This is a genomic window from Marinobacterium alkalitolerans, from assembly GCF_017776525.1.
GTDB lineage: Bacteria > Pseudomonadota > Gammaproteobacteria > Pseudomonadales > Balneatricaceae > Marinobacterium > Marinobacterium alkalitolerans.
The window spans coordinates 36,556-60,081 of record NZ_JACVEW010000017.1; the positions used below are offsets into that span (position 1 = coordinate 36,556).

At 55.4% G+C, this 23,526-nt stretch carries 19 protein-coding genes and 1 tRNA gene; 2 read left to right on the forward strand and 18 right to left on the reverse strand.

From position 1 onward, the window contains the following. Positions 1-5: 5 nt before the first annotated feature. The 10 genes from dbpA to sdhC all read right to left on the reverse strand — a co-directional run bounded on the left by dbpA (position 6) and on the right by sdhC (position 12,786). Positions 6-1,382 (reverse strand): ATP-dependent RNA helicase DbpA, encoded by a 1,377-nt coding sequence (gene dbpA / locus H9C73_RS11575; RefSeq protein ID WP_209287985.1) that lies wholly within the window; start codon positions 1,380-1,382, stop codon positions 6-8. A gap of 117 nt (positions 1,383-1,499) precedes the next feature. Then, entirely contained in the window at positions 1,500-2,381 is an 882-nt protein-coding gene (sucD, locus tag H9C73_RS11580) for a succinate--CoA ligase subunit alpha (RefSeq protein ID WP_209287986.1), read from the reverse strand. Positions 2,382-2,383: 2 nt separating this feature from the next. After that, positions 2,384-3,550, reverse strand: a complete 1,167-nt coding sequence (gene sucC, locus H9C73_RS11585) for an ADP-forming succinate--CoA ligase subunit beta (RefSeq protein ID WP_209287987.1) — start codon at positions 3,548-3,550, stop codon at positions 2,384-2,386. 124 nt (positions 3,551-3,674) lie between these two features. Further along, positions 3,675-5,114 carry a dihydrolipoyl dehydrogenase gene (gene lpdA, locus H9C73_RS11590; protein ID WP_209287988.1) on the reverse strand — a complete coding sequence of 480 codons (1,440 nt, stop codon included), beginning with the start codon at positions 5,112-5,114 and terminating at the stop codon, positions 3,675-3,677. Between the two features lie 40 nt (positions 5,115-5,154). Beyond that, complete coding sequence (gene odhB / locus H9C73_RS11595; protein WP_209287989.1) at positions 5,155-6,378, reverse strand: 2-oxoglutarate dehydrogenase complex dihydrolipoyllysine-residue succinyltransferase; 1,224 nt, start codon at positions 6,376-6,378, stop codon at positions 5,155-5,157. Positions 6,379-6,425: 47 nt separating this feature from the next. Further along, positions 6,426-9,257 carry a 2-oxoglutarate dehydrogenase E1 component gene (locus H9C73_RS11600; RefSeq protein WP_209287990.1) on the reverse strand — a complete coding sequence of 944 codons (2,832 nt, stop codon included), beginning with the start codon at positions 9,255-9,257 and terminating at the stop codon, positions 6,426-6,428. Positions 9,258-9,571: 314 nt separating this feature from the next. Then, entirely contained in the window at positions 9,572-10,276 is a 705-nt protein-coding gene (locus H9C73_RS11605; protein WP_209287991.1) for a succinate dehydrogenase iron-sulfur subunit, read from the reverse strand. Positions 10,277-10,288: 12 nt separating this feature from the next. Next, complete coding sequence (sdhA, locus tag H9C73_RS11610) at positions 10,289-12,064, reverse strand: succinate dehydrogenase flavoprotein subunit (RefSeq protein ID WP_209287992.1); 1,776 nt, start codon at positions 12,062-12,064, stop codon at positions 10,289-10,291. A 3-nt stretch (positions 12,065-12,067) separates the two neighbouring features. Beyond that, complete coding sequence (sdhD, locus tag H9C73_RS11615; RefSeq protein WP_209287993.1) at positions 12,068-12,415, reverse strand: succinate dehydrogenase, hydrophobic membrane anchor protein; 348 nt, start codon at positions 12,413-12,415, stop codon at positions 12,068-12,070. Beyond that, a complete protein-coding gene (gene sdhC / locus H9C73_RS11620) occupies positions 12,409-12,786 on the reverse strand; it encodes a succinate dehydrogenase, cytochrome b556 subunit (protein ID WP_209287994.1) in 378 nt (125 codons plus the stop codon). Before sdhC ends, sdhD begins: the two co-directional genes overlap by 7 nt. A gap of 447 nt (positions 12,787-13,233) precedes the next feature. Between sdhC and gltA the strand changes: the two genes are divergently transcribed. Both gltA and H9C73_RS11630 read left to right on the forward strand, forming a co-directional pair. Next, entirely contained in the window at positions 13,234-14,511 is a 1,278-nt protein-coding gene (gltA, locus tag H9C73_RS11625; protein WP_209287995.1) for a citrate synthase, read from the forward strand. Positions 14,512-14,955: 444 nt separating this feature from the next. Then, the gene (locus H9C73_RS11630) at positions 14,956-15,144 is read left to right on the forward strand and encodes a hypothetical protein (protein ID WP_209287996.1); all 189 of its coding nucleotides are present in this window, start codon (positions 14,956-14,958) and stop codon (positions 15,142-15,144) included. Positions 15,145-15,244: 100 nt separating this feature from the next. On the opposite strand, the gene H9C73_RS11635 is transcribed toward H9C73_RS11630, so the two are convergent. The 8 genes from H9C73_RS11635 to H9C73_RS11670 form a co-directional block, all read right to left on the reverse strand. Beyond that, a tRNA-Val gene (locus H9C73_RS11635) sits at positions 15,245-15,321 on the reverse strand. A gap of 94 nt (positions 15,322-15,415) precedes the next feature. Beyond that, positions 15,416-16,069: a response regulator transcription factor gene (locus H9C73_RS11640; RefSeq protein WP_209287997.1), complete on the reverse strand. Its 654-nt coding sequence runs from the start codon at positions 16,067-16,069 to the stop codon at positions 15,416-15,418. Next, entirely contained in the window at positions 16,066-17,436 is a 1,371-nt protein-coding gene (locus tag H9C73_RS11645; RefSeq protein WP_209287998.1) for a cache domain-containing protein, read from the reverse strand. Before H9C73_RS11645 ends, H9C73_RS11640 begins: the two co-directional genes overlap by 4 nt. A gap of 64 nt (positions 17,437-17,500) precedes the next feature. After that, entirely contained in the window at positions 17,501-18,790 is a 1,290-nt protein-coding gene (locus H9C73_RS11650) for a TRAP transporter large permease (RefSeq protein ID WP_209287999.1), read from the reverse strand. 15 nt (positions 18,791-18,805) lie between these two features. Further along, entirely contained in the window at positions 18,806-19,342 is a 537-nt protein-coding gene (locus H9C73_RS11655) for a TRAP transporter small permease subunit (protein ID WP_209288000.1), read from the reverse strand. An 87-nt stretch (positions 19,343-19,429) separates the two neighbouring features. After that, positions 19,430-20,503, reverse strand: a complete 1,074-nt coding sequence (locus H9C73_RS11660; protein ID WP_209288001.1) for a TRAP transporter substrate-binding protein — start codon at positions 20,501-20,503, stop codon at positions 19,430-19,432. A 163-nt stretch (positions 20,504-20,666) separates the two neighbouring features. After that, entirely contained in the window at positions 20,667-22,394 is a 1,728-nt protein-coding gene (locus tag H9C73_RS11665; RefSeq protein ID WP_209288002.1) for a sensor histidine kinase, read from the reverse strand. Next, positions 22,391-23,485, reverse strand: a complete 1,095-nt coding sequence (locus H9C73_RS11670; protein ID WP_209288003.1) for a substrate-binding domain-containing protein — start codon at positions 23,483-23,485, stop codon at positions 22,391-22,393. Before H9C73_RS11670 ends, H9C73_RS11665 begins: the two co-directional genes overlap by 4 nt. Positions 23,486-23,526 lie beyond the last annotated feature (41 nt).

The following is a 23,526-nucleotide window of genomic DNA, read 5'->3' on the forward strand; positions in this document are numbered from 1 at the left end:
CCCCCTTAGCGCAACTGTCGAACGCGACAACTGCGATTCTTGACCTTGCCCTTGCTGATGAGCTGAACCGCCTGACGCGCAACAGGACGACGGACAGCCACGTAGGTGCAGAAGTCGAAGACGCGAATCTTGCCCACCTCATCACCGGAGATTTCACCTCCACGTGTCAGCGCACCCAGAACATCGCCGGGTCTGATCTTCTGCTTCTTGCCGACATCAAGCTGGAGGGTGGCCATCGGAGGCCGAAACTCCCGGTTTGGCACATATTCCGGCAGGGGCTCGTCGGTAACAATCATATCCATCTGGGCTTCAATGCCGGCCAGCTTGAAACGCTCACGCTCGTTGAACAGAGTGACGGCAACGCCTGTCTTCCCTGCTCGGCCGGTTCGCCCTATACGGTGCACGTGCACCTGCGCTTCCTTGGCCGGGCGATGATTCACGACCAGATCAAGCCCTTCTACATCCAGTCCGCGGGCCGCCACATCGGTTGCCACCAACACCGTCGCACTCTGATTGGCAAAACGTACCAGGGTTTGATCGCGCTGACGCTGATCAAGGTCGCCATGCAGCGCAACCGCTGCCAGGCCCGCTTGTTGCAGGCTTTGCTCAAGGGCACGCACTTCCTGCTTGGTGTTGCAAAACACAACAGCCGACACGGGCCGGTGATGATAGATCAGGCAGGCAACAGCATCATCACGCGACTCATCAGACACCGGGTGAAAATGCTGCTCAATACTGGTGTTCTGATGCAGCGCCTCTACCTGGACTCTCACGGGCTGACGCAGGATGCGCCCTGCAATCGCCTCAATCGCCTTGGGGTAGGTCGCACTGAAAAGGAGACTTTGCCGGCTGGAAGGCGTTGCCGCCACAATGGCATCGACCGCCTCCTGAAACCCCATCTCCAGCATGCGGTCCGCTTCATCAAGCACAAGTGTGCGCAGACGCCCCAAACGCAAGGTACCCTTCCTGAGGTGTTCCTCAATACGTCCGGGCGTCCCGACGACAATATGCGCCCCATGCTCCAGGGAACCGATTTGTGGCCCCAGCGGCATGCCTCCACAGAGTGTGAGCACTTTTACGTTGGAGATCTGACGCGCCAGACGCCTCAGCTCCTGAGCCACCTGATCAGCCAGCTCCCGCGTTGGGCATAGCACCAGGGACTGCACCTGAAACGATGTGTTGTCCAGCTGCTGTAACAGGCCCAGCCCGAAAGCCGCCGTTTTTCCCGACCCCGTTTTTCCCTGCGCAATCAGATCCTTCCCGGCAAGAATCACCGGCAAGCTCTCCTGCTGAACAGGGGTCATGCTGATGTAATCCAGGGAGGCGAGGTTCTCAAGCAGCTCGGGCTTAAGATTAATACGGTCAAAAGGTTGTTGGCTCAAGGACAGTTCCTGCTGAGAGTTAAAACAATGCGCAATTTTATCAGAACCGGTGCTTCGATAATCAACGGGCACAAAAAAAGGCAGCCGAAGCTGCCTTTTCTTAAACCGCGATGGCGATTACTTCATTTCCCAGCCAGTCAGCTCGGACAGAGCCTTGCCGATGTCAGCCAGGGAACGAACGGTTTTAACGCCTGCATCTTCCAGAGCCGCAAACTTCTCGTCTGCTGTGCCCTTACCACCGGAGATGATCGCACCGGCGTGGCCCATGCGTTTGCCCGGAGGTGCAGTTACACCCGCGATGTAGGAAACAACCGGCTTGGTCACGTTTGCCTTGATGTAGGCAGCCGCTTCTTCCTCGGCAGAACCACCGATCTCACCGATCATCACAATCGCTTCAGTCTGTGGATCGTTCTCGAACATTTCCAGAATGTCGATGAAGTTGGAGCCCGGGATCGGGTCACCACCGATACCAACACAGGTAGACTGACCGAAGCCGGCGTCAGTGGTCTGCTTGACAGCTTCATAGGTCAGAGTACCGGAGCGGGAAACGATGCCCACTTTACCCGGCAGGTGGATGTGGCCCGGCATGATGCCGATCTTGCACTCTCCCGGAGTGATAACGCCCGGGCAGTTCGGGCCGATCAGGCGAACACCCAGCTCGTCACACTTGACCTTGCACTGCAGCATGTCCATGACCGGAATGTGCTCAGTGATGCAGACGATCAGCTTGATGCCGGCATTGGCCGCTTCCAGGATGGAATCCTTACAGAAAGGAGCCGGTACGTAGATAACAGACGCTTCAGCGCCAGTCGCTTCTACGGCTTCTTTAACAGTGTTGAAAACCGGCAGACCCAGGTGCTCAGTGCCACCCTTACCCGGAGTAACACCACCAACCATCTTGGTGCCGTATGCAATCGCCTGCTCAGAGTGGAAAGTACCCTGGCCACCAGTAAAGCCCTGACAGATGACTTTGGTATCTTTGTTAATCAGAACGGCCATGATTATTTACCCTCCGCTGCTTTAACTGCCTGCTGAGCAGCATCAGTCAGGCTGGTTGCTGCAATGATGTCCAGACCGGACTCGGCCAGCTTCTGAGCACCCAGTTCAGCGTTGTTACCTTCCAGACGCACGACGACCGGTACGTTTACACCCACTTCTTTCACCGCACCGATGATGCCGTCTGCGATCAGGTCACAGCGAACGATACCACCGAAGATGTTAACCAGAACGGCTTTAACGTTCTTGTCTTCCAGGATGATCTTGAACGCTTCGGTTACACGCTCTTTGGTCGCGCCGCCACCAACGTCCAGGAAGTTGGCCGGGAAACCGCCGTGCAGGGAAACGATGTCCATGGTACCCATGGCCAGGCCCGCACCGTTTACCATGCAGCCGATAGTGCCGTTCAGAGCAACGTAGTTCAGGTCCCACTCAGCAGCGCGTGCTTCGCGCTCATCGTCCTGGGACGGATCGTGCATTTCCTGCAGATCCTTGTGACGGTAAACAGCGTTACCATCGATAACAACTTTGGCGTCCAGGCAGTGCAGGTTACCCTGGTCAGTGATGACCAGCGGGTTGATTTCCAGCAGCGCCAGATCCTTTTCTTCAAACATCTGCGCCAGACCCAGGAAGATCTTGACGAACTGCTTGATCTGGTCACCCTGCAGGCCCAGTTTGAATGCCAGCTCGCGGCCCTGGTAAGGCTGTGCACCGGTCAGAGGATCGATGGTTGCCTTCAGGATCTTTTCCGGAGTCTCTTCAGCAACTTTCTCGATCTCGACACCACCTTCGGTGGATGCCATGAAGACAATACGACGGCTGGAGCGATCGACCACTGCACCCAGGTACAGCTCGTTTGCGATGTCGGTGCAGGTCTCAACCAGAATCTTGGAAACAGGCTGGCCATTAGCGTCTGTCTGGTAAGTCACCAGACGTTCGCCCAGCCATTTTTCTGCGAAAGCCTGGGCTTCAGCCGGGGAATCAACCAGCTTTACACCACCAGCCTTGCCACGGCCACCAGCGTGGACCTGGGCCTTAACAACCCACTTGTCGCCGCCAATTTTTTCAGCCGCTTCAGCAGCCGCTTCCGGAGTATCTACCGCGATTCCCTTGGAAACCGGCAGACCATATTCGGCAAACAGTTGTTTGCCCTGGTACTCGTGAAGGTTCATGCTCTAATCCGTAGTGTTATCGGTTATACAGGTGTTCCCGCCGAGTAGTGCAGAAGTGGGAACACACCTTTTGCTCTGCAACCCCCGCCAACGGGTTCTCCGCCGACGGGGTTAACCCTTCAGGTTATCGCTTTTTGCGATTCGCAATGTGGATGGCGTGATTGTCTACAGCCAGGGCCGCTTCGTGAACAGCCTCACTGACGGTCGGGTGAGCGAATACCATCAGCTGCAGATCCTCTGCACTGGCGCAGAATTCCATTGCAATCACAGCCTGGGCGATCAGCTCGGAGGCGATGCCGCCGACCATGTGAACACCCAGTACACGGTCGGTTTCTTCGTCAGCGATGATCTTGACGAAACCTTCCGTCGCATTGGCCGCCATTGCTCGACCAGATGCTGCAAACGGGAATTTACCAACCTTGTACTTCACACCTTCGGACTTGAGCTCCTGCTCGGTCTTGCCGACCCAGGCCAGTTCCGGGAAGGTGTAAATGATGTTGGGGATGCAGTCGTAGTTCATTGCAGCCTTGTGACCTGCAATGATGTCTACGGCCATGATGCCCTCTTCCGATGCCTTGTGCGCCAGCATCGGACCACGAACGGAATCACCGATCGCGTAAACGCCCGGAGCGTCAGTGCGGCAGTTTTCATCGACAAAGATGAAACCGCGCTCATCCAGCTTGACGCCGGAATCTTCAGACAGCAGACCCTGAGTCTGGGGACGACGGCCAACCGCAACGATCAGCTTGTCGAATACCATTTCCTGATCACCCTTGGCGTCAGTGAACTTGACCTTCACTTCCTTGCCATCGATGATTTCGGTGCCGGTGCAGCGAGCACCCAGCTTGATATCCAGACCCTGCTTGGTCAGCAGTTTCTTGGCTTCCTTGGAAACATCCACGTCAGCCAGTGCCAGGAAGTCATCCATCGCTTCAAACACGGTGACTTCAGAGCCGCAACGTGCCCAGATGGAGCCCATTTCCAGACCGATAACGCCGGCGCCGATAACACCCAGACGCTTGGGCGTTTCGTCGATCTTCAGGGCGCCTTCGTTGTCAACGATCAGGCCTTCGGTCAGCGGTGCCGGCGGAATTTCAACCGGAACGGAACCGGACGCGAGGATCACATTTTCAGCCGCGTGAACGGACGTGCTGCCGTCCTGCGCTGTCACTTCAACCTGCTTGTTGGCCAGCAGTTTGCCGGTACCCTGCAGCAGAGTGACGCCGTTGGCCTTGAACAGACCGGCGATGCCGCCTGTCAGGTTCTTAACGATCTGATCCTTGCGAGCCACCATCTGCTTGGTGTCGATCTGTACGTTGTCGGCCACGATACCCTGAGCCGCAAAGCCATGCTGAGCTTCATGCAGCTTGTGAGTCGTTTCCAGCAGGGCCTTGGAGGGAATGCACCCTACGTTCAGGCAGGTACCGCCCAGTACAGGCGTACCCTTGTCGTCAACCCACTTCTCGACACAAGCAGTTTTCAGGCCCAGCTGAGCTGCACGGATGGCGGCAACATAACCGCCAGGGCCAGCACCGATAACAATAAGATCAAATTTATCTGACATTACTTAATCCTGTCTTTCACTCGTTCGATGGCGGGTCTGATCAAACATCCAGCAGCATGCGTGCCGGATCTTCCAGCAGATCCTTGATGGTGACGAGGAATTGTACCGCCTCTTTACCATCAATCATACGGTGGTCGTATGACAGTGCCAGGTACATCATCGGCAGAATCTCAACCTGACCGTTCACCGCCATGGGACGTTCTTGGATCTTGTGCATGCCCAGGATCGCAGTCTGCGGCGGGTTCAGGATCGGAGTGGACATCAGGGAGCCGAACACGCCGCCGTTGGTGATGGTGAAGGTACCGCCCTGCATGTCATCCATGCCCAGCTTGCCTTCACGGCCACGCTTGCCGAAGTCGGCAATGGTGCCTTCGATTTCGGCCAGGCTCATGGTATCGGTATCACGCAGAACCGGCACCATCAGACCACGGTCAGTTGATACGGCAACGCCGATATCCTGGTAGCCGTGGTACACCATGTCATTGCCGTCAATAGACGCGTTAACCGCCGGGAAGCGTTTCAGCGCTTCGGTCGCCGCTTTCACGAAGAAGGACATGAAGCCCAGACGAGTACCGCCGTGAACCTTCTCGAACAGGTCCTTGTACTGCTTGCGCAGTTCCATGACCGGCTTCATGTTGACCTCGTTGTAGGTGGTCAGCATGGCTGCATTCTGCTGCGCTTCAACCAGACGCTTGGCGATGGTTGCACGCAGACGAGTCATCGGAACGCGCTTCTCGGTGCGCTCACCAGCCGGAACGTTCAGCGCCGGAGCTGCGGCCGCAGGTGCAGGTGCTGCTGCCGGAGCGGCGGCCGGCTTGTTCTTCAGGAAGTTCTGTACGTCTTCCTTGGTGATGCCACCATTTTTGCCAGTACCTGGAATCTGGGAAGCATCCAGACCGTTTTCTTCGATCAGCTTACGTGCTGCCGGACCAACCTTTTCAGCGTCGGTAGTGACTTCAGCTGCAGGCGTATCAGCAGCTTCAGCAGCCGGTGCCTTTTCAGCCGGAGCAGGCGCTTCAGCGGCCGCGCCTGCTTCGAAGGTCGCAATGACTTCTTCGCTCAGGACAGTCTCGCCCTCGCCCTTTACGATTTCCTTGATAACACCATCAGTCGGTGCCACCACTTCCAGAACAACCTTGTCAGTTTCGATATCAACGATCAGCTCATCAGCTGAACATGCCTCGCCCGGCTGTTTGTGCCAGGTGGCAACTGTTCCGTCTGCAACGGATTCAGGGAAAGTTGGCGCTTTGATTTCAGTGGACATGCTGTTTCCTTTATTAATCCTGCTCAGGACTTGTCTTCAAGCCTGTGTTAACCGTTGATGGCTTCGTTGACCAGCTTCTCTTGCTGCTCAAGGTGTACAGAAATATAACCAACCGCCGGCGCTGCGGCATGCGGACGACCCACACCTACGAGGTGCAGTTTCGGATCGTGCTGCTGCATGACGTTACGCATGTGGTGCTGACTGCAGTACCAGGCGCCCTGGTTCATGGGCTCTTCCTGACACCAGACAACGGACTCAAGGTTAGTATACTCAGCGATCGCCTGCTTGAGCGGCTCTTCCGGGAACGGATAAAGCTGCTCGATACGCACGATGGCCACATCGTCCTTTTCCAGTTCAGCGCGACGATTATACAGGTCGTAGTAGACCTTGCCGCTACACATCACCAGTCGCTTCACCTTCTTCGGATCCAGCGTATCCACTTCCGGGATCACCGGCTGGAAGGTACCGTCGGACAGGTCTTCAAGCGAACATACCGCCTGCTTGTGACGCAGCAGCGACTTCGGTGACATGACAACCAGCGGCTTGCGCAGCGGGCGAATCACCTGGCGACGCAGCAGGTGGAAAATCTGTGACGGCGATGAGGGTACACATACCTGGATATTGTGCTCGGCACACAGCTGCAGGAAACGCTCAAGGCGTGCGGAAGAGTGCTCCGGGCCCTGGCCTTCAAAGCCGTGGGGCAGCAGCATGGTCAAGCCACAGAGACGGCCCCACTTGTGCTCACCGGAGGTGATGAACTGGTCGATAACCACCTGAGCACCGTTGGCGAAGTCACCAAACTGTGCTTCCCAAATCACCAGTGCATTCGGCGTTGTCGTGGCGTAACCGTATTCAAAGCCCAGTACCGCCTCTTCCGACAGGAAGGAGTCGTAGATATCGAACGCAGGCTGCTCCTCAGCCAGATCCTGCAGCGGCACGTAGGTGCTGGCATCTTTCTGGTTATGCACAACGGCATGGCGGTGGGAGAAGGTACCACGCCCAACGTCCTGACCGGTCAAGCGGATCGGATGACCTTCAGCCAGCAGAGTGGCGTAGGCCATGGTTTCGGCAAAGCCCCAGTTGATCTCCATGGCGCCCGCAGCCATTTTCTTGCGGTCTTCATAGATCTTCTGCACCTGACGCTGAACCGCGAAACCTTCAGGGAACTCACAGGTTTTGTTGGCCAGTTCCTTCAGCAGTTTCTGGTCGACACGGGTGTCGCATTCGAAGGACCACTTGTGCCCCAGGTACGGACGCCAGTCAACGAACAGCTCTTCGTTCGGCTCCATGACCAGAGACTTGGCAACGTGCTTGCCGTTCTCCAGTGCCTGGCGGTATTCCTGGTCCATGGCCTTGGCTTCATCCTGGGTAATAACACCCTCGTCGATGAGGCGCTTGGCATAGAGCTCCTTGGTGGTCTTCTGCGTCTTGATCTGCTTGTACATCAGCGGCTGAGTACCGGACGGCTCATCCGCCTCGTTATGACCGCGACGACGGTAGCAGACCAGATCAATCACAACGTCCTTGTTGAATTCGTTGCGATAGTCCAGTGCCAGCTGAGTAACAAAGCGAACCGCCTCAGGATCATCACCATTCACGTGGAAGATCGGGGCCTGAACCATTTTCGCCACATCGGTACAGTACTCGGTGGAACGCGCATCTTCCTTCTTGGAAGTGGTGAAACCCACCTGGTTGTTGATGACGATGTGAATGGTACCGCCGGTCTTGTAGGCGCGTGTCTGAGACATCTGGAAGGTCTCCATCACCACGCCCTGACCTGCAAAGGCCGCGTCACCGTGGATGGAAACCGGGATAACCGTGTTGCCGACCGGGTCTTCGCGGCGGTCCTGACGTGCACGTACAGAGCCTTCAACCACCGGAGACACGATCTCAAGGTGGGACGGGTTGAACGCCATGGCCAGGTGCACTTCGCCACCCGGGGTCATCACGTTGGAGGAGAAGCCCTGATGGTATTTCACGTCGCCGGACGTTTCGATCAGCTTCTTGCCTTCAAACTCGCCGAACAGTTCCTGCGGGTTCTTGCCGAAGATATTGACCAGAACGTTCAGACGGCCACGGTGTGCCATGCCGATCACCAGCTCTTTGGCGCCGTCACGGCCGGCACGCTGAACCAGTTCATCGAGGCAGGGAATCAGGCTTTCACCACCTTCCAGGCCGAAGCGCTTGGCGCCTGCGTAGCGAGAGCCGAGATACTTCTCCAGCCCTTCAGCGGCACTCAGACGCTCCATGATGTGCTTGCGCTCATCATCGGTCAGGGCCGGGTGGCTGCGCACCGGCTCCATGCGCGACTGAATCCAGCGCTTCTCCTGAGTGTCGACGATGTGCATGTACTCAGCGCCGACGGTAGTGCAATAGGTTTTCTTGAGGTCTGCCAGGATCTCTTTCAGCGTGCTCTCTTCAGGTCCGAAGAAAAGCGAACCCAGCTGGAAGCGCGTATCAAAGTCGGCTTCAGACAGCTCGTGAAAGCGCGGATCAAGGTCGGGAACCTGTTCACGCTCCATCAGGTTCAGGGGATCAATGTCTGCATGCTGATGACCACGCACTCGGAAGGCGTTGATCATGCGCAGTACACGCACCTGCTTCTTTTCATGCTCGGAGCTTACGCTGCTGCCGGAAGCCGGCACGGCACGCTTCTGATTCTTGGAGAGGAGGAGGAAATGTTCCCGGATAGTGGAGTGAGGCACATCCTGAGCGATGCTGTCACCAACCTTGGGAAGTTTGTCGAACTCTTCACGCCACTCTTGTGGAACGGCGTTCGGGTCCATCAGGTAAGTTTCGTATAGTTGTTCAACATATGAAAGATTGCCACCGTAAAGGTGTGCGTTCTTCCACATCTGCTCCATTATGCCATCTTGCATTATCATCTCACCCTGGCTCTGAGAGGGCGCTGCATCGGACAGGCTGCACTATTTCCTGTTCCGGCAGTCCTCGGTCCCTCTGCTGATTACCGTTTTGTATTTTTAGCCGCCACCACAAGGATCACGAGTGGCCGCGGGCAGTAATTCTACGCTTTTTGCGACAGGCTTTACACTGCTAGCGGGGGTCGATTCTACAAAATATTACCGTTCAAACGACATAGGCCTTTCGGATAGTAGAATTCGTTCGCTCTGGGCATGGAACAAAAAAAACGGCACCACAAGGGTGCCGTTTTTAGACTGTCACGTAACAAGGCTCAGGTGGCCTGCTGAATCAGCATGTTACGAATCTTGCCAATCGCCTTGGTCGGGTTAAGACCTTTCGGGCAGACATTGACACAGTTCATGATGCCGTGACAGCGGAAGACACTGAACGGGTCATCCAGCTCAGCCAGACGCTCGTTGGTCGCAGTATCGCGGCTGTCGGCCAGGAATCGATATGCCTGCAACAGACCGGAAGGTCCTACGAACTTGTCCGGGTTCCACCAGAAGGACGGGCAGGACGTTGAACAGCATGCACAGAGAATACACTCGTACAGGCCATCCAGCTCAGCACGCTCTTCCGGCGACTGCAGTCGCTCGATCGCCGGCGCCGGCGTATCGTTGATCAGGAACGGCTTGATCTTTTCGTACTGCTTGTAGAACTGGGTCATGTCGACAACCAGGTCACGGATGACCGGCAGACCCGGCAGCGGGCGCAGAACCAGCTTGTCGTTTTCAACCACTTCAGAAAGCGGTGTGATACACGCAAGACCGTTCTTGCCGTTCATGTTCATGCCATCAGAGCCACATACACCCTCACGGCAGGAACGGCGGTATGCCATCGTGCTGTCTTTTTCTTTCAGCAGCTGGAGCAGATCCAGCACCATGATGTCCTTGCCACCCGGGATGTCGATATGGACATCCTGCATGTAAGGCGCATCATCAACTTCAGGGTTGTAACGATATACACTTACCAGCATCGTGACAGCCTCTTAATAGGTTCGTACTTTCGGCGGGAACGGATCCATTGTCTTCGGTGCAAAGTTGACTGCACGCTTGCCAACGGTTTTTTCCTGCGGGAAGAAGACAGAATGGCACAGCCAGTTCTCGTCATCACGCTCGGTAAAGTCGTTACGGGCATGGGCGCCACGAGACTCTTTACGCTCTTCCGCCGCGATTGCGGTTGCTTCCGCCACTTCCATCAGGTTTTCAAGCTCCAGAGCTTCAATACGAGAAGTATTGAATGCCTGGCTCTTGTCTTCCAGATGTACGTTCTCAACACGCTCACGGATCTCTTTCAACAGACCGAGACCCTTCTGCATGCTTTCGCCGTCACGGAATACACCGAAGTACAGCTGCATGGTGTCCTGCAGCGTCTTGCGAACGTCCGCAATCTTCTCACCACCGGTGCTGCTGTTCAGGCGGTTCAGGCGAGCCATGGCTGCTTCGATGTCAGCATCAGTCGCATCAACCACTTCATAGCCTTCGCGCATCTGCTGCTCAATCTGCATACCGGCCGCACGACCGAATACCACCAGGTCAAGCAGAGAGTTGCCACCCAGACGGTTGGCGCCGTGTACGGATACACAGGCCGCTTCACCGCAAGCGAACAGACCGTTGATGATCTTGTCTTCGCCGGTCTTCGGATCCGGAGAGATGGCCTGACCGCCGATATTGGTCGCGATACCGCCCATCATGTAGTGACAGGTCGGAACAACCGGAATCGGCTCTTTGACCGGGTCGGTTGCCGCAAAGGTCTTGGACAGCTCACAGATACCCGGCAGACGCGAGTGCAGAACTTCTTCACCCAAGTGATCCAGCTTCAGGTAAACATGATCTCCGTTCTCACCGCAGCCACGACCTTCCAGGATTTCCAGAATCATGGAGCGAGCAACAACGTCACGACCTGCAAGGTCTTTGGCGTTCGGCGCATAACGCTCCATGAAACGCTCACCGTCCTTGTTGATCAGGTAACCACCTTCACCACGACAGCCCTCGGTTACGAGCACGCCTGCACCGGCGATACCGGTCGGGTGGAACTGCCACATTTCCATATCCTGAACAGCAACACCTGCACGCATCGCCATGCCGATACCGTCACCGGTATTGATCAGCGCGTTGGTTGTGGAGGCGTAGATACGGCCTGCACCACCGGTTGCCAGAACAGTTGCCTTGGCCTTGATGTAAACGGTTTCGCCAGTCTCGATACAGATAGCGATACAGCCCACCACGTCGCCCTGGGAATTCTTCACCAGATCGACGGCATACCATTCATTCAGGAAGGTAGTGCCAGCCTTCATATTGGCCTGATAGAGCGTATGCAGAAGTGCGTGACCGGTACGGTCAGCCGCAGCACAGGTACGCGCCGCCTGAGTGGGATTGTCCGGCCCCTTGGACTGACCACCGAACGGACGCTGGTAGATACGCCCTACTTCGGTACGGGAGAACGGCAGCCCCATGTGATCCAGCTCGAATACAGCCTGAGGACCTACTGAACACATGTACTCGATTGCGTCCTGGTCGCCAATGTAGTCTGACCCTTTTACGGTGTCATACATGTGCCAGCGCCAGTCATCATTCGGATCCGCACTTGCGATGGCACAGGTAATGCCACCCTGAGCAGAAACCGTATGAGAACGTGTCGGGAACACCTTGGTAACACAAGCGGTGTCCAGACCGGACTGAGCCAGCTGCAGCGCGGCGCGCATGCCCGCACCACCACCGCCGACTACAATGGCGTCGAAAGTAAGTGTACGCAGTTTAGACATGTTTTAGATACCCCACAGAATCTGAACGCCCCACACGACGTAGATAAACGCCAGCAGGCCGCATGCGGACTGGAATACAAAACGGGCGCCGGTGGCCTTGATGTAGTCAGTGGATACAGACCACATGCCGATCCAGGCGTGAGCTACCATGGAGAGTATTGCCAGCAGGGTGTAGATGCGCATCGCAGTACCGCTGAACAGCTCTTTCCACTGCTCGTAACCCAAGTCCGGGTTAAACAGCAGATAGCCAATCATGAAAACGGTGTAGGTCAGCAGGACCAGTGCAGTAACGCGCTGCATCATCCAGTCATACAGACCACTACGACCAAAGCTTGTAATACTAGTTACCATATCCAGACTCCCGCCAGCAGAATAGCGACACCCGCTACTACCAAGGTGACTTTTGCAGCCAGTCGACCGCTTTCCAGCTCTTCACAGTGGCCCAGATCCATGATCAGGTGCTTGATACCTGCAAAGAAGTGGTACAGCAGCGCTGAAACCAGTCCCCATGCAATGAGTTTTGCCAGGAAAGATTCCTGGAGCATCTCAGCGGCTTCGTTAAAGCCCGCCTGAGACTCCAGCGAAAGACTCAACACATACATCATAAAGATGGCGCCGAAGAACAGCGCCACCCCGGTTACGCGATGGATGATGGAAGAGATCGCCGGGAGTGGCTGTTTTATGGTTCGCAGATCTAAATTTACAGGTCTTTTCTTGTTCACGGCTCTAGTTCACACTTTTCTGTCCAATTGCAGGACAAGAGGACAAGGTTGCTAGGAAGTGCTCAGAGAGTAGTACCTCGAGATGCCAGAACTGACACTAAACCAGTGGGCACGGTGCCAACTCAGGAGCGAGAGTATAGACAGATCACCCATGGAATACAACGCGAGAACCCGTCCCTAAGGCTTAAGTCTAGTACCGGATCCGTCCGCTTAAATTGCACGTAAAGATCCTTTTTGAACTGTATATTCGACTAATTAATTATTTAATTAACCAGCCAGACTATCGCATCGCAGCTATTTCTTTTGCAATGCAGCATTCTAGTCAAAAGGCTTAATTGACAATCCCGTTTCAAACTCTATAGTGGTCGAGTCCTTTTTCGGGCCATTTCCTATGACGCGGCGCAAATGTTTGCCGCAGCAATACAAACAGAATGATAGGAGCCTCTAATGGCTGACAAGAAAGCACGTTTGACAGTCGATGGTCTGGACGACGCGATCGAACTGCCGGTCTACTCCGGCACTGAAGGTCCCGACGTCATAGATGTACGCCCGCTGACCGGTAATGGTCTGTTCACGTATGACCCCGGCTTCGTGTCCACAGCGGCCTGCGAATCCAAGATCACCTACATTGATGGTGCCAACGGGATTCTGCTGCATCGCGGCTATCCGATCGAACAGCTCGCTGAAAAGTCCGACTATCTTGAAGTCTGCTACCTGTTGCTGAATGGCGAACTGCCCAACGCTGAGCAGAAAGAAAAGTTCGTAAACACCATTTCCAACCACACCATGGTGCACGAGCAGCTGAGCCAGTTTTTCAAGGGCTTCCGCCGCGACGCTCACCCGATGGCCATCATGTGTGGCGTAGTGGGCGCCCTGTCCGCCTTCTACCACGACTCACTGGACATCAACGACCCGCATCACCGTGAAGTCTGCGCGTATCGCCTGATCGCCAAGATGCCGACCCTGGCCGCCATGTGCTACAAGTACTCCATCGGCCAGCCGTTCATGTACCCGCAGAACGACCTGAGCTATGGCGCCAACTTCCTGCGCATGATGTTCGGCACTCCGTGCTCTGAGTATGAAGTCAATCCGGTGCTGGCCCGCGCCATGGATCGCATCTTCATCCTGCACGCCGACCATGAGCAGAACGCGTCTACCTCCACTGTTCGCCTGGCCGGCTCTTCCGGCGCCAACCCGTTCGCCTGTATTGCAGCCGGTATTGCAGCTCTGTGGGGACCTGCCCATGGTGGCGCGAACGAGGCCGTACTGAACATGCTGGACGAAATCGGCGATGAAGCCAACATCCCCGAATTCATCGAAAAGGCCAAGGATCCGAACGACCCGTTCCGCCTGATGGGCTTCGGTCACCGCGTCTACCGCAACTTCGATCCGCGCGCCAAGGTCATGAAGAAGACCTGCGACGAGGTTCTGGGCCTGCTGGGCATCGAAAACGACCCGCAGCTGCAGATCGCCAAGCGCCTGGAGCAGATCGCACTGGAAGACGAATACTTCGTACAGCGCAAGCTGTACCCGAACGTGGACTTCTACTCAGGCATCATCCTGAAGGCGATCGGCATTCCGACCAACATGTTCACCGTGATCTTTGCCCTGTCTCGTACAATTGGCTGGATCTCTCACTGGAACGAATTCCACTCCAGCCCGAACAAGATCGGTCGCCCGCGCCAGCTCTACACCGGCGAAAAACAGCGCGACTACCCTGCCTGATCACATTGGCACATAAAAAAACCCCGCATCTGCGGGGTTTTTTATTGGCAATTTAGGAAAAAGCCCTAGTGCCAAGCGGTGACAGGTCGTATAGATTGTTGTCAGGATAAGATTTGAAAGGAGTCAGCCATGGACATCGGATGCCCGGAATGCGAAACCGCTCTGATAACTCAGGCGATACAGGCAGCACACATCAGCATCAGTCGCCTGTCCGGCAGCGAGCTTTTCAGGTGCCGGCAGTGCAACGCATATCTCCTGCATGAAAACCGACAACTTGAACTGCTACAACCGGGCCGCACGACAACCCTTGGCCGTCCCGTCATGAAGACTCCCAACGGTCACGCCCCGTCCCTGTCACAATAATTTCAAATTATTTGCTCGCATTTGCCTCAGGCCGCTCTTATATTTGTATATACAAAGCATACCAAAACAATAAGAGCCACTATGTACGAATGTGAACACTGTACGCGCATTATGGGCACCGCCCTCCAGCCCCACGAGTACCTGATCAAGCTGCGCGAGCAACACCTGCACTCCGTCTACCGCTGCAAGCGTTGCGGAAGCGAGCTGGTGAAACTCTTTGACTGTTGGGAACCCTGTTTTCCCGGCTGGCTGCCGGCCGCGAGCGGATAACCCCAAGCACTGCCTGGAGACATACTCGGAAGAAGATATTTCGAGATCCAGAAACAAAAACAGCGAGCTGCTTTCGCATGCTCGCTGTCTTCATGAAATCTGGTAGGACTAAGCGGACTCGAACCGCTGACCCCCACCATGTCAAGGTGGTGCTCTAACCAACTGAGCTATAGTCCTGAAACTTGGTGCGTATTATATACCTAACCGTTTGGCTTGCAAGCACTTTTTTCACTTTATTCCATTCGCTTGCAACCCCTTCTTATTGACGGATTCAGGATAGCTGAACAAGGTCGTGCTCGATTGCGTAACGCGTCAGTCCGGCAGCAGTATGGATATCCAGCTTGGATTTGATGTTCTGCCGGTGCGTTTCCACTGTCCGCACTGAAATGCCCAGAACCTTGGCAATTTCCTTGTTATTTCGCCCCTCTGCCAGCAGCTTCAGGACCGTTGTTTCCCGGCGGGTCAAGCCGGAAGCTGAGGGGGTTGCCGACACCTCCGGGGCCTCAAATTGACTGAACAGTGTTTGTGACGCACTGGAGCTGAAATAGGTGCCGCCGCGATAGACCGTTTCCACGGCACTGACCATTTCTGCTGCCGAGACATCCTTGAGGATATAGCCCTTGGCACCGGACTGGATGAGCTGCACCATATACTCACGATTATCGTGCATGCTCAGAATCAGCACCCGGGTTTCAGGCATCGTCTGCTGCAGTTCACGGGTGGCCTCCAGCCCATTCATCACGGGCATGGAAATATCCATCAGAATCACATCAGGCTGAAGGGACTTCGCGGCCTCAATCGCTTCACGGCCATTATTGGCACGCCCCACAACCTCGATGCCACCCTCGTCCTCAAGCCGCGCCTGAATCCCATCTATCACCAACGGGTGATCATCCACCAGTAGAACACGTATCAGCGCTGTCATGACGACGATAACCCCTGTTGTAATGACAAGCCCACCAGCAGGATGGCCCCCTGCCCCGGCTTGGAAATCAACTTGAACTCACCACCGAGTAATTCAACACGCTCACGCATGTTACGCAACCCTATCCCCTCAAAGCGTTCCAATACTTCGGTATCAAAACCCCGACCATTATCCTGCAGCCTGAGCCAGACTACATTCCCCTGTCGCCAGAGCCCCAGATTCAGCCAACTGGCATCGGCATGCTTTTCAACATTGGTCAGCCCCTCCTGAACCAGACGGTACAGGGTTATCTCTACATCTTCCGGCAGGGGAATATCGGGCAGCCGCATATCGATTTTGAGCCGTATACCGGTTCTTTCACTGAAGCGCGACAGCAGCCCATCCAGCGCCGCCTTCAACCCCAGATCATCCAGCAACGTCGGCCTCAGATCGTGCGATATGCGCCTGACTTCCTGAATTGCCTCATTCAGCACGCCATAGCCCTGCTCCAGATCTTCCAGCCCGGACTGATCATGGTTGCGCAGCTTGCGCTGTGCCAGTTCGATTCGATACAGCACCGATACCATGAGCTGGTTGATACCGTCATGCAACTCTCTCGAGAACCGGCGCCGATCCGCCACATTGGCAAGAATAGACCGGTGCGCAAGTAGCCTCAGGCGGCTGTCAGCCAAGCGATTCTCGTGCAAGTTAATCGCAATACCCAATAAAACAACCAATAAAACTGCCACTGACATAATGACGACAACGGTAAAAAAGGTATTACGGATATTCCGGTTAACCTGCTCACGTATTTTAGCGACATCGCGGGTTATATCATCGAGATAAAGCCCGGTCCCCAGCATCCAGTCCCATTTTTCCAGCTTGAGCACATAACTGATTTTCTCGACATATTCCTGGTTGGATGGCTTTTGCCATAAATACTGATGAAAGCCGCCGCCCTGTCCGGCGAGGCTCAGCAAGTTTCTGATGACATAATCACCCCGCCCATCCTGCAAGTCATACAGGTTCTGTCCCACAAGGTGTGGCAGCGTCGGATGAACAAGATTGGTTCCATCGAGGGTATATACGAAAAAATAGCCATCCTTGTCCTGCCCGAAGGTCATATCCGTCAGGATGCGTTTGACTTCACGCTTGGCCTCTTCATCGTTTGGGCCCGCATTATTCACGATATGCGCAATAGAGGTGAGCGCCAGACTGACATAGTTTTTCAGTTCGCGCTTTTTAGAAGCCAGCAGGTTTTCTTCAAACAGGTGAATTTCATCTTCCGATAACTGCCTTGCCTGGTTCATGCCAATCCAGGCAACCGCTGAGGTAACCAGCAGCATCGGTATCAATGACAGCAGCAGTATTTTGACCTTCAGTGGCATGCGTATTAACACCCGGCAGATAGATACAAAGAGGCCCCGACTTGCGGGGCCTCGCTACTACAGTTTATACCAAGCCGTAGAACTCGGGGAACAACAGTATGGATACTACGATGGCAACCTGCATCAGAATGAAAGGCACCACACCCTTGTAGATATCCAGCGTCCGCACCTGCGGTGGCGCCACCCCCTTCAGATAGAACAGACTGAAACCGAATGGTGGGGTCAGGAAGCTGGTCTGCAGATTCATCGCGATCAGAATGGCGAACCAGATCGGCGCGATACCCAGCATTTCAGCTGCGGGCAGCAGGATCGGCACGATGATGAAACTGATCTCGACGAAGTCGATGAAGAAGCCCAGCACCAGAATGGCCAGCATGGACAACAGCAGGAAGCCCATTGCACCGCCCGGGAGATTGGTCAGGTAATGCTCAACGATCTCCTCACCACCGGTGTAGCTGAACGCCATGGAAAATGCGGTCGCACCCAGCAGAATGGCGAATACCATTGCGGTCACTTTGACGGTTTCAGCAGCTGAGTCGAATACCATCTTCCAGCTGAACTGGCGGTAAATCACTGCCAATACCAGCGCACCGACGCCACCCAGTGCGGAGGATTCGGTCGGGGTGGCAATACCGGCAAAAATGGAACCCAGCACCACCAGAATCAGCGCCAGCGGCGGGATGATCGCGATCAGGGCCTTGGTGATCTGCTCACGACGCGTGCCATCTTCCGGATGCATCGGCAGCGAGGGTGCCGCTTCCGGCTTCAGGTAGGTGTAAATCAGGATATACGCGACATATATGCCGATCAGGATCAAGCCGGGACCGATGGCGGCCTTGAACAGGTCACCAACGGGGATACCCATGACATCACCCAGAATAATCAGGATGATGGAGGGCGGGATAATCTGTCCCAGCGTGCCGGAAGCACAGATGGTGCCGCAGGCCAGGCGCTTGTCATAGTTGTATTTCAACATGACCGGCAGCGAGATCAGGCCCATTGCGACGACAGAGGCACCTACAACACCTGTGGAAGCTGCCAGAAGCGCACCAACCAGTACAGTGGAGATTGCCAGGCCACCGCGAACACCGCCGAACAGTTTACCCATCGACTCAAGCAACTGCTCAGCCAAACGGGTTTTCTGCAGCACGATGCCCATGAATACGAACAGCGGTACCGCCATCAATACCGTGTTTTCCATAATGCTCTGAATACGGAACGGCATGAAGGCAAACATGTCCGGTCCTTCGGCGTAGACACCGAACCAGAGCGCGACACCGCCAAAAATGAATGCCACCGGGAAGCCGATCAACAGCATCACCAGGGCAACAAAAAACATTGTAATACCAATCATCAGGCTACTCCGCTATCAATGCTGCGTCGGGATGTAGTCATCGTTCTTGTGATGACCGGTCAGGGTATTGATTGCACGCAGCATCAGGCCAATACCGCTGATGAAGGTGCAGAAAAAGGCAAAGGGAATCACGGCCTTGATAACCCAGCGATGCGGCAGACCACCCGGGTCACCTGAGCCTTCCCCCAGCTCAAAGGATTCACGCGCAAAGTCCACGCCGTACCAGGCAACGAGAATGCAGAACGGGAACAGCAGCGTCAGCGTACCGAAGAGGTCGATCCAGGCCTTTTTCTTCAGGCTCAGACCTTCATAGATCAAATCAACACGCACGTGCCCGCCTGCCTTGAGGGTAAACGGCACACCCAGCATGAACATGGCGGCAAACAGGTGCCACTCGAGTTCCTGCATGCCGATCGAAACATTGTTAAACAGATAACGTGTGATCACGTCATAAAAAACGTTGAACAACATCAGCACAAACAGCACGGCAGAGATTTTGCCCAGCCAGTCTGAAAATGCATTGATGGTCTGCTCAAGGCGTAACAGAAACATGGATTGCCCTCGCTGTTGCGGTACCCGATATCACCAGGCGGCTTGAAACAAGACAGGGGCCGGCAGACGCCAGCCCCTTCACTTCGATCAGTCGAAGCTGTTCAGGTATGCACGGTCAGCGATATCAGTCCACTGACGTACGGTCTGCATGTAAGCATCCTGAGATTCCAGGATCTCTTTGGCCAGCTCATCGTTGGCAGCGTGTTCAGCCAGCAGCTCATCGTTAGCCTTGCGCAGGGCGTCGATAACCTCATCCGGGAAAGTCTTAACTTCCACGTTCGGGAATTCAGACTTCATGGTGGCCCAGTTCTCGCCAGACTCATGGTGAGACTTGATGGTCATGTCATACGCAGCAACACGCATGGCGGTCTTCAGGATTTCCTGCAGGTCGGCCGGCAGCTTTTCAAAGGTGCGCTTGTTGACCAGGAACTGCAGCTCGGTACCCGGCTCATGCCAGCCGGTGTAGTAGTAAGGTGCGATCTTGTGGAAGCCCATGCGCAGGTCCATGGACGGGCCTACCCATTCAAGTGCATCAATGGTGCGACGCTCCAGTGAGGTGTAGAGCTCACCCGGCGGGATATTGGTCGGGTTGGCACCCACTTTTGCCAGAATTTCCCCGGCAAAGCCCGGAATACGCATCTTCAGGCCCTGCAGGTCTTCCATGGAGTTGATCTCTTTCTGGAACCAGCCACCCATCTGAACACCGGTGTTACCACCCGGGAATGACATCAGGTTGAACGGCTCGTAGACCTTCTGCATCAGCTCCATGCCACCGCCGTAGTAGAACCAGCCATACTGCTCGGTTGCAGTCATGCCGAACGGCATGGTGGTGAAGTACAGAGTGTTCGGGACCTTGCCTTTCCAGTAATAGGAAGCAGAGTGACCCATGTCATATTGACCGGCACGAACCATGTCGAAAACACCGAAAGCAGACTTGTGCTTGTTGGCAGTATCGATACGGATTTCAAGACGACCGTTGGACATCTTGTTGGCCAGGTCAGCCATGCGACGGGCAGGTTCACTGAACACACCAAAGTTGGTGGGCCAGGTTTCAGCCAGCTTCAGTTTGTAGACTTTTTCGGCAGCCTGAGCGGGGCTGATCAGAACAGCCGCGCAGGCGGCAGCCGCCATCACTTTCTTTGCAAAGGTAAATTTGAACATTGTTTTTATCAATCCTCTGTTGTTTTCTGACCGGCGCACCAGGCATGTTGCCGGCAGTGGACAGTATCGATATGAAGAGGTGATAAAAACATTCGTGAAACTGCGCAATTAACCAAAAAAACTACGCAGCTTTCTACGGAGATCCCTTAAGCAATCTCCGTAGTTATACGGATATAAGTGCTGCCTCAGACTTTGAAGCATCCACGTAGGCATGGGCTACAGGAACCAGCACATCCACACTGACCCCTTCATTGGTCGTCAGCGTCAACTCCGCCTGCAAGAACTCCGCACGTTCGCGTATCGCCAGCAGACCAAACCCACCCTGATCCGATTGCGGCTTTTCCAGCACGGCCTCCCCGCCCTGTCCATCATCCGCAATGGTCAGCCTCAGCCCTTCAAGTTCGTCCTTGAGCCGTATCATGACGTAGGTGCCCTTGGCGTACTTGATCACATTGGACAGCGCTTCCTGAGCGATGCGGTACAGATTGGACGTCACCTCCGGACATACGGGGCGCGTCTGGTCAATATCGATTTCAACGGCGTAGTCCATTTGCTCAAGAATACTGACAGCCGGCAAGCCTCGCAGGCCGGCTTCAAGCCCGAAATCACTCAACTCGTAAGGGCGCAGGGTGCGTATACGGTGGTACACGTTATCGTAAATGGTATTCACCAGGCTGATGGCCTGATCCAGATTCACATCCGAGCGCTCTGGCATCTCGTCACGCAATAACTGCAGGTTCATTTTTACGGCCACCAGTAACTGAGCCATATCGTCATGCAGCTCATTGGACAGGCGCTTGCGTTCGTTCTCCTGTGCCTTGATCAAGTGCTGGAGGATACTGCGCTTTTCGATAATGCTTGCCGACAGTTCCTTGTTGACCGCCTCAAGTTCATGTTCCCGCTCCTTAAGACAGCGCACGATTTCAAGCACCTCACGGCCTATCTGGTAGAACTCCAGCACATTGGTCTCGGGCCAGCGGGTTTCTCTGTCCCGGTTGGCAAGGCGGGTAAATCGGATCAATTGCTGCAACTGGCGATCGACGGATGACGACAGCCAGAAGGCAACCAGCATGGAGGCCAGCAGCGCCAGCAACACCCCATACACCAGCGTGGAGCTCAAGCCCTCACGCAGTGCCGGCTGGCTGTTGTCATTCAACTGCAACCGCAACGACACCTCCTCACCCAGCGCAGTCAGTCCCGGTGAGAGTGCTTCGATATGTGCCCCGTCCCCATCCGAACCATCGACCTGAAGCCGGGTCAGGGTCTGCCCATTGAGTCTCAACTGAAGTGATTGCAGGGGATCGGATGAAGATACCAGGCTGTTGAGCAGGTAGCGGTTCTGTGCCAGCCGAACCCCCATCATCAGCTGCCCAACCACTTTGCCACTGCCCGGCATATCCAGTGGAACCGAATAGACTGCAAGGGTTTCATCTTTTACGCGCAGAATTGACCAGCCCTGATAGCTGATCCCCTGATGTACCTCGACCAGGCTTTGGCAGGACTCAGGGCTCAGCTCGGGGACATAGGTACGGGACAGGTGGCACTGCGCCCTGTCCGGAAATGCAAACAGCGCGAAGTCGTAATGGATATTTTCGTAACCTTCCTCCCAACGGCTCAGACTGCGCTGAAAGGCCTCGGTGTTGCCGTCATACAGCATACCAATGCGTGTCGTGTCGGCACTGACCGCCTGCGCCTCGGCCTCAACCTGTTTGAGATAGTCACGCAGACGCTCTTCATAGCGCAGCGCAAGTCCCCGGCCGTACTCTTCCGACTGCTGATCAATGACCTCGCTGGCCTGCATGAAAGTCGTCACGGAGAAAACAGCCAGCAGTACCAGCGACAGCAGCAACAGCAGGAAAAACGTCAATGTTCTGAAACGAAGGTGACTCATTCTACGGCCCGCCCGGACGAAGCCCGTCGTGACAGACGAACGTAACGTTCAATCTGCGCATCTGTCATGCTGCGATCCAGAACAACAAAGGTGCCAGAATAGATCTGTGGCACCGGTCGATCCTCCAGATCCCGTTTGATCGCTTCAGCCATGGCAATGGCACTGTCGTCATTCATTCGCATCAGCACCACATCCAGGCGGCCACGGCGCAACTCGTCAACTTCCTCAGGCCCTCCGCCCCAGCCGTTCACGGACGGCGGCTGCTCGGGCTTGGTGAGCGTCAGCGCATCGAGAACCCCCAGTGCCACATCGGTAGAACAGGCATAGATGTAGTCCAGCCCCGGGTGCTCCTCAAGCAACCTGCGTGCCGCCTGCTTGCCGCCCTCACGGCTGGAGTCGGTATAGTAACTGGCGACCAGACGGTGGCGCCGGTCCACTGACTGGACAAACCCGGTCCCCCGCATCTGGCTGACCACACCACGGTTGCGGAACAGGACGGCGTATTGACTCTCGCCGGCAAACTCCCCGGAGAAGTATGCAGCCAGTTTCTGAGCCCCCTCAACATGGTCGAAGCCGGCATACAGGAAGGGCTGGCGGTCACCCCAGGATTTAAGAGGCGTGGTGATGTTCTGCAGGATCAGCTTGGTGTCATGGTTGAGCATGAGGCGCTCAATGATCATTTTCTGCTGCACTGAGTCCAGCGTATAGACCAGATAGTCGGGCTCCCACTCCAACAGCTCTCGAATCTGCGCGACCTGCTCATCGAGTTCCGTGCTTGGAGCGGTATACCGCGCCTGCAGCTCAAACCGTATTCCCAATTGCTGCAACCGGGTTCGGAATGCGGCTTCGTTATCAACCCAGTAGCTGGAAGACTGATTGGATGGGTACACCAGACCGATTCGGACCGGCTCGGGCTGCTTTTGATCCAGTGGTTGCGGCTTGTCCCTTACAGCGCTGGACAGCTCGGCCAGCCATGCCCGCTGCTCAGGGTGAGCCTGATAGAACTCGGAGTGCCCCCAGTAATCGCTGACGCTGGCAGCCTGCGCCATCACACTGAAAAAGCACAAAAGGATCACACCCAGTCGACACATATCCGTATTCCTTGTCTGTCATGAATGGCAGGCGTCCGCTG

Excerpts from the sequence above, each read along its gene's own strand:
- lpdA (WP_209287988.1), bottom strand. The coding sequence starts at position 5,114 with ATGTCAGATAAATTTGATCTTATTGTTATCGGTGCTGGCCCTGGCGGT.
- H9C73_RS11660 (WP_209288001.1), bottom strand. The coding sequence starts at position 20,503 with ATGTTCAAATTTACCTTTGCAAAGAAAGTGATGGCGGCTGCCGCCTGC.
- H9C73_RS11600 (WP_209287990.1), bottom strand. The coding sequence starts at position 9,257 with ATGCAAGATGGCATAATGGAGCAGATGTGGAAGAACGCACACCTTTAC.
- H9C73_RS11645 (WP_209287998.1), bottom strand. The coding sequence starts at position 17,436 with ATGCCACTGAAGGTCAAAATACTGCTGCTGTCATTGATACCGATGCTG.
- H9C73_RS11670 (WP_209288003.1), bottom strand. The coding sequence starts at position 23,485 with ATGTGTCGACTGGGTGTGATCCTTTTGTGCTTTTTCAGTGTGATGGCG.
- sucC (WP_209287987.1), bottom strand. The coding sequence starts at position 3,550 with ATGAACCTTCACGAGTACCAGGGCAAACAACTGTTTGCCGAATATGGT.
- H9C73_RS11605 (WP_209287991.1), bottom strand. The coding sequence starts at position 10,276 with ATGCTGGTAAGTGTATATCGTTACAACCCTGAAGTTGATGATGCGCCT.
- H9C73_RS11650 (WP_209287999.1), bottom strand. The coding sequence starts at position 18,790 with ATGATTGGTATTACAATGTTTTTTGTTGCCCTGGTGATGCTGTTGATC.
- sdhA (WP_209287992.1), bottom strand. The coding sequence starts at position 12,064 with ATGTCTAAACTGCGTACACTTACTTTCGACGCCATTGTAGTCGGCGGT.
- odhB (WP_209287989.1), bottom strand. The coding sequence starts at position 6,378 with ATGTCCACTGAAATCAAAGCGCCAACTTTCCCTGAATCCGTTGCAGAC.
- sucD (WP_209287986.1), bottom strand. The coding sequence starts at position 2,381 with ATGGCCGTTCTGATTAACAAAGATACCAAAGTCATCTGTCAGGGCTTT.
- sdhD (WP_209287993.1), bottom strand. The coding sequence starts at position 12,415 with ATGGTAACTAGTATTACAAGCTTTGGTCGTAGTGGTCTGTATGACTGG.
- H9C73_RS11665 (WP_209288002.1), bottom strand. The coding sequence starts at position 22,394 with ATGAGTCACCTTCGTTTCAGAACATTGACGTTTTTCCTGCTGTTGCTG.
- H9C73_RS11640 (WP_209287997.1), bottom strand. The coding sequence starts at position 16,069 with ATGACAGCGCTGATACGTGTTCTACTGGTGGATGATCACCCGTTGGTG.
- H9C73_RS11630 (WP_209287996.1), top strand. The coding sequence starts at position 14,956 with ATGTACGAATGTGAACACTGTACGCGCATTATGGGCACCGCCCTCCAG.
- H9C73_RS11655 (WP_209288000.1), bottom strand. The coding sequence starts at position 19,342 with ATGTTTCTGTTACGCCTTGAGCAGACCATCAATGCATTTTCAGACTGG.
- gltA (WP_209287995.1), top strand. The coding sequence starts at position 13,234 with ATGGCTGACAAGAAAGCACGTTTGACAGTCGATGGTCTGGACGACGCG.